We start from the raw sequence: 5,793 nt of genomic DNA, 5'->3' as shown, positions 1-5,793 counted from the left end.
CATGCTTAAAGTGAATTATCAGGTGCCAGCATTCCTAGCGTAAACCACAGTCAATAGCTCGCGGGTGAAGAGTTACCGTTTGAAAGCCATCGAAAAGTTGCTTTTGGATTAATAGTTGTGACGAAAGGACTGAAAATTACGTCGAAAAGCAACCTAAAAAGCCTCTTTTGATAGCAGTTGACACACAGACTAACCAAACTATCATAAAAGATGGAATACCGCCCAAAGTCGGTCGCTGATAGCTAGTCATCGTTACCAAGAAATAGCATAAACCACTTCAAAATACTTACAGCCGAATGGCTCTACATAGTTAACCCATCTGGGGGATGTGACCCCCGATAGGGCACTCCTCCGCCTGAAATCTAACAGAACGGAGGAAACATCATGTTTCTATTCTTATTGTGTGCAGCGTTGTGCTGCTGCATTGCTGCTGTATGCGTTTTGCGCAGCACAATGCTTCTTACCTGCGACCAGCCAAAGGTCTCAGCTTCAAGGCTCCCTCCTGAGCCAGTCAAAAATGCTCGATCTCCTCCTGAGCAACAACCTGCAACTGATGTTGCTATTGTTGCGGAGCTGATGCTTCGCCCCCGTCTCTGTTTACCGTCAGGGAACAGAGACGGGGGTAGCTACCCCCGACGGAAGCCTTGAAGCTCAATGCGTCAGGGCTTTCGCACCGCGCACGAAAATGCACGAAAAATCCTGCTTATCTCAGGTTCCTTCCATCAATACAAGGAAACAAAGACGATGACATTAGCCGGATCTGCTACCGGTACAACGCATCGATGCAACGAACCAGGTAGTTGAACGAGTTGCTTTCTCCATAGCGATGTTCATTCGTAACTGTTTATCAGTAACTAAAACCGTGGGTATCGGGCTTATCTACCCTATGTGCCGAGCAAGATCTCGGAGGCCAAGCAGCAAGCAGAGCTGTTAGAAAAACTGCCTTATCACTTACCAATCAATGATGAAAAGCATGGCCGCTAGTTGAATAACCTGAGGGACGAGAGCAATGAGGTGCGAACGAGCAAATCCAGACGCTTACAATTTTGGCTTACAAAACAGGGATATGATCCGAGCTGGGTTAAATGCGCTAAAGGAAGATGTGCAAAGTTTTCAAACACGAGAAACACTCCATGATCGATGGCGGGTGTTTGCGACATGGGCCAAATCGGAGCTTGAGATAAAAGACATGCGCAAGCTGGAGACTCATCACCTACAACAATATGCTGCGCATTTGCGAGATCGCTTTGAGCGTGACCAGATCTCACCGGCGACTGCACAAAACTACATGAGTGCAGTTAATCGGGTGATGGAGATCGCCAGAGGAGATAATCAAGTGCGGGTAGATCCGGTGCGTGAAGGCGGCTTACCAACCAGAACCGGGGTTTGTGAACAAAGCCGAAGTGCCACGCCTGAGCTTCATAATCTGGCAATCTCAGCTGCGTCGGACCGAATTGGCGTGCTGCTGGATCTGCAACGGGAACTTGGATTGCGATTTGAAGAGTCAGCCAAGTTAAATGCTGAAGCCGCGCTTAAACAAGCGACAACAAAGTCTGTAATTGATATTAAAGATGGCACAAAGGGAGGACGCCACCGTTGCGTGCCCATCCTCTCTCAGCAACAAGTAGAAATTTTACAACGAGCGGCTGCAATTCAAGATGGTAGAAGCCTGATCCCTGCTCACCAGACCTATAAAGAATTTCGTCAAGACGCTTATAAAGAAGCCGCCCGTTTACCGGTAAATTTTCATGGAGAGCGCCACCATTATGCTCAAGAGCGCTACCTGACACTGATGCGAGCTGAATGCCCAGTTCGAGCGGAAGTTGGTCACGGTAGGCCTCACCATCAATACCTTGCTGAAAAACTGAAGATCAGCGTTTCACATGCGAGGGCATTGGATAAAGAGATCCGTACTCAAGTAGCAAGAGAACTGGGTCACGGTCGTATTGACGTAACAAACAATTATTTGGGCTGAAGATTATGGAACGATGGGTCAAACAACGATGCCACGAATATGTGCGTCACGGCGGTAAGATTGCGCGACGAAATATGGTTAAGCGGCTGATAACGGCACTGGAAGATATTGCGGCTAACGAGCATGGTGTAAAACAGCCAGCCCAGGTTGGCCGGGCACATATCCACCGTTACTACCATCGACGAGAAGAGCTTAGCGAAACAACACTGAGAGATCATTTTTACGCATTTTGCCTGCTATGGAAGTTGCTTGGCAGAAGCGGTGAACCACCAAAGCATTAAAACAACAGGATTGCGCCCAGAATGGGCAACTACAGAGTGCGCTATTACCAATGACCCCAGATAAAATGTAATTACTTTAGTGACCTAAGGCCACTGAAAACGAGGTAGCTGGCCGCGAAAAACAATCAGCATTTACTTAGCCTCCGACTTTCACATGTGAAAGTCGGAGCCCACCATCAACAGCGAGGGTAGCTGGTCACTAATGTGCGAGTATCCCCGTTTTTTAACACAAGGAAGCGAAATTCATCGTCAGGATGCCGCCACTCCTCAATGTTATCAGCGGTGCCGTACTTTTGAGCCTTATGCTGGCGAACCTTGTCCGTCAAGAAGGAGAGGCATAACTTAGGATGCTGTAAACGCTTAACCAGCGAAAGCCAAGGACTCTTAGGCTTACCTGAGTTGAGTCGCGATAAATACTGCTCGACAGCATGTTTGGTAATTCTCACCTTGCCCATCGCTGGCGTAATAATGGTCTGAAGCTCACAGAGCCCATCGTGCGAACCAACAGCAAGATCCACTATTGGAGTATCGTCAATCACTGGTAAAAAAAACCTGCGACCGTGAAACCTCGATGGTGACACCAACCATACGATTTCGCAGGAAGGCCGAATATTTAAAGGCATATTTTTTATCGGAACGCCCAAGAGCAAGCTTTTTGATTGCACCTTTCGATACAGTCAAACGACAACCGTTGCCAGAACCCGGCTCACGGCCAAGAACTTTCAAAACAAAGAGCAAATGTTGGATGGCATACAGCTCCGCAATCAACGCACTGTCGCTATGCTCAAACCCTAAAGTTACGTCAAGAATGCCGCCTCGCTTGGTGCCAACACGCCAGTATACATATGCTTGTGAGTCAGATTGTTTCTCGGAAAATGTCGTTAATGTCATCATCAGCTTGGCCTCTTACTCAGGAGTCATCTTGAGTGATGAACAGATGAGGCTGACCTTGCTCAAGCAGGTAAGGCGCGGTTACGCTTTGCTCACCGAACTGTAAGTTGCCAGACGCGATGTATAGATAGGCCCACTCAGGCAACTTTTTGCTGACTGAAGCATAGATTTGCTCCAATGGAAGAGTTGCGGTTTTTCCAGCCGTAACACGGAATCTATGATAGCGATACTTGTGATTGGAACTGAAAGTGTAGGCTTGAGTGCTGCTCTCGACGAACTCAGGGCTAACGTGGAGGTAAGGCTCAATGATCTGCGCCCGCATGTAGCAAAGATCGCGGTTGGTCATGCCCTGTTCATATTTTGGACATCCTAACTCATCGCTATAGAAGTAAAACTCAGTGATTTCATCATCGGTGGCTGATGTTTTTTCATAGCCAGCACCAAGCTCATTTAAAGTTTCCGACATCGCTTGCATCACCTGCTCAAGCAGCAGCTTCTGAGCCTGTTCTGGCGATTCGGCTTCAGATTGTGGCATCCAAGCTACGATGCTATTGCGTTGGGCTGGATCTGGGTTTTCCAGAGCAGCAGTGAGCAAGCCGATACCGAAGCCTTCTGAAAGGCTCATGCCCAAGCCCGCTGACGAAGTAAAAAGTAGCGTGTTTGCTGTTGCATCACCAGCGAAGCTCAGCGATTCATAGTCAGCTCGCGGGACTTTCTTGTCTTTTACATCATATAAACCACCAGCCTGTGCAATATTGTAAGCACGGCTGTGACTACTGTCGTAAACAGCAGGCTCTGAAGTTGAAACGCAGCCTGTGATTGCCAAGCAAGTCGTCAACGCGATTGCGCTAAAAAGCTTATTCATCTCGATATCTCCATTTATTTGTATATATCCAGCGTCTCATGAAAAGCTAATAACGCAACCCCAAAACAAATACTTATTTATTTTTTTTAATATTTTACGTCAGAACAAAGATAAGCCCGCCATAAACAAGTGTGTGTGCCTTAGAAGGGCAACTTGATAGCTAAGCAGACGTCATCAGATATGAAAAAATGACAATAGATTTACCTGGAGGACAAAATGAAAATTATCACTATTGAAGATGCAATCAAAGAACTCAAAAACCAAATAGCTATCGGATCTGGAAGCCTGTTGGTTGGTGAGGTCAATATCGAGTATGACAACCAAGTCTTGGTGACATCGGGTGACGCACTAGATGAGATATTGAAAAATAAAGATTTGAATGCTCATAAAATCATGCTCAGAGCTATGTTGAATGTCTATCGCGGGCCACGAGCACTCTATTCAAGAACTGAAAATAAGATATTTCTTATTACAACGCCCGACCAAGAAAAAGCGAAGCAACTATACAGAACAATCAAGCAAGACCACCACTGTGATTAAAGCATAACCAAAAGGAGTTACCGCTACTGCGTGACTCCCACTTTCACATGTGAAAGCGTATCACTTTATGGTTATGTAATAGCCATTCCCCCAAATCATCCCACCTCACTCTTAAAATCACCGTCAAATAGCCCTGCTTGGACAGTTCCAGAGTGCTAATTATTCAGCTGGCACAGATACCATAATAATCGTCGACGAAATGAACTGAAATCAACTGAAAACTTTAGCGCCGCGGCCTTTCAACTAAGGACAGACTTATGAACCAAACAGTTATAGTCAAAAAAATTGGCTTAGTCTTGGAACAGAAAGAAAAGACGGTTCATCCGGAAAATCGATACCTGAATGGCTTTTCTGATACCATATCGCCAAAAATAGCCAGTTAATGTCAACTTCACTTCTTTACCATCGCTTTGGAATACGCGGCCCTTTCCATTATTGCTCTACAGAGTTTGATGGTGACGCGACCATCTTTCACGTAGCACACAATCCTCATATTAAATGTCCATCATGTCGTAGTCGTGATGTCATAAAAAAAGGTGGTAAGGTTCGCCGTTTCATCGCTACGCCAATTGGCACTAGCCCCTGTTACATCCAGATAGCAAACCAGCGGATTGAATGCCGAGCCTGTAATACACTCGGGTATTTGCCGCTTAATTTTGTTCCTCGTCCCAAGGTGCGTTACACAAAGGGCTTTGAACAGTATGTTCTCTCGCTGTCAGCCTTGAACGTCACCATCAATGCCATTGCCAAGCTATGTGGTGTCTGTTGGGATACAGTGAAAGATATTCAGAAGCATTACCTGCAAAAGCGATACTCTCAACCTTGTCTTAAAAACGTCACTCACATTGGAATTGATGAGATTTACTGTGGCTCAAAAAGTGGCTTCATGACGGTTGTGATTGATATGAAGACAAGTGCCGTCATTTATACAGAGAAAGGAAAGAAGGCCGAAAGCCTTAACGGCTTTTGGAAACGGAAGCCGCGTTGTAAAAAACCGATTGAAGCCGTCGCCACCGATATGGGACAGGCATACATCGCTTCGGTAAAACAGCATGCCCCGAAGGCTAAGTTGGTCATTGACCGTTTCGTAAGTGTTCACCAAGCCCCTATTGACAGAAAAAGTGTGACACTCAGCACTTGATCCATTTTTGGCTATTGAGTGAGCATTCCAGTGCTTCATCCTGTTTGTTATGAGCAGAAAGAAAGCCCCTAAATATCAAGAGGAACCGCCCGTAGCCTCT

General features: G+C 46.2%; 7 protein-coding genes. 4 read left to right on the top strand and 3 right to left on the bottom strand.

Features of this window, described 5'->3' with window-relative positions:
• The first annotated feature begins 1,009 nt into the window (after positions 1–1,009).
• The gene (locus R8N28_RS23455) at positions 1,010–1,975 is read left to right on the top strand and encodes an integrase domain-containing protein (RefSeq protein ID WP_318113920.1); all 966 of its coding nucleotides are present in this window, start codon (positions 1,010–1,012) and stop codon (positions 1,973–1,975) included.
• A gap of 5 nt (positions 1,976–1,980) precedes the next feature.
• Positions 1,981–2,256, top strand: a complete 276-nt coding sequence (locus R8N28_RS23450; protein WP_258512654.1) for a hypothetical protein — start codon at positions 1,981–1,983, stop codon at positions 2,254–2,256.
• Positions 2,257–2,432: 176 nt separating this feature from the next.
• Here the strand turns inward: R8N28_RS23450 and R8N28_RS23445 are convergent, their stop codons facing one another.
• The 3 genes from R8N28_RS23445 to R8N28_RS23435 are packed head-to-tail and all read right to left on the bottom strand — an operon-like array spanning position 2,433 to position 4,012.
• Positions 2,433–2,795 carry a hypothetical protein gene (locus tag R8N28_RS23445; protein ID WP_318113921.1) on the bottom strand — a complete coding sequence of 121 codons (363 nt, stop codon included), beginning with the start codon at positions 2,793–2,795 and terminating at the stop codon, positions 2,433–2,435.
• Positions 2,788–3,150, bottom strand: coding sequence for a hypothetical protein (locus R8N28_RS23440; protein WP_318113922.1), 363 nt, complete (start codon positions 3,148–3,150; stop codon positions 2,788–2,790). Before R8N28_RS23440 ends, R8N28_RS23445 begins: the two co-directional genes overlap by 8 nt.
• Positions 3,151–3,166: 16 nt before the next feature.
• Positions 3,167–4,012, bottom strand: a complete 846-nt coding sequence (locus R8N28_RS23435) for a hypothetical protein (RefSeq protein WP_318183467.1) — start codon at positions 4,010–4,012, stop codon at positions 3,167–3,169.
• Between the two features lie 216 nt (positions 4,013–4,228).
• On the opposite strand from R8N28_RS23435, the gene R8N28_RS23430 reads away from it, so the two are divergent.
• Positions 4,229–4,552 (top strand): hypothetical protein, encoded by a 324-nt coding sequence (locus R8N28_RS23430; protein ID WP_257888048.1) that lies wholly within the window; start codon positions 4,229–4,231, stop codon positions 4,550–4,552.
• 382 nt (positions 4,553–4,934) lie between these two features.
• On the top strand, positions 4,935–5,693 hold the full coding sequence (locus R8N28_RS23425) for a transposase (RefSeq protein WP_257888047.1): 759 nt from the start codon (positions 4,935–4,937) through the stop codon (positions 5,691–5,693).
• The last annotated feature ends 100 nt before the right edge of the window (positions 5,694–5,793 follow it).

This window comes from Vibrio sp. Vb1554 (assembly GCF_033344235.1).
Note: the sequence above shows the minus strand (reverse complement) of the source record. Positions and strands in the feature narration are given on the sequence as shown.

Excerpts from the sequence above, each read along its gene's own strand:
- R8N28_RS23455 (WP_318113920.1), top strand. The coding sequence starts at position 1,010 with ATGAGGTGCGAACGAGCAAATCCAGACGCTTACAATTTTGGCTTACAA.
- R8N28_RS23450 (WP_258512654.1), top strand. The coding sequence starts at position 1,981 with ATGGAACGATGGGTCAAACAACGATGCCACGAATATGTGCGTCACGGC.
- R8N28_RS23440 (WP_318113922.1), bottom strand. The coding sequence starts at position 3,150 with ATGATGACATTAACGACATTTTCCGAGAAACAATCTGACTCACAAGCA.
- R8N28_RS23435 (WP_318183467.1), bottom strand. The coding sequence starts at position 4,012 with ATGAATAAGCTTTTTAGCGCAATCGCGTTGACGACTTGCTTGGCAATC.
- R8N28_RS23430 (WP_257888048.1), top strand. The coding sequence starts at position 4,229 with ATGAAAATTATCACTATTGAAGATGCAATCAAAGAACTCAAAAACCAA.
- R8N28_RS23425 (WP_257888047.1), top strand. The coding sequence starts at position 4,935 with ATGTCAACTTCACTTCTTTACCATCGCTTTGGAATACGCGGCCCTTTC.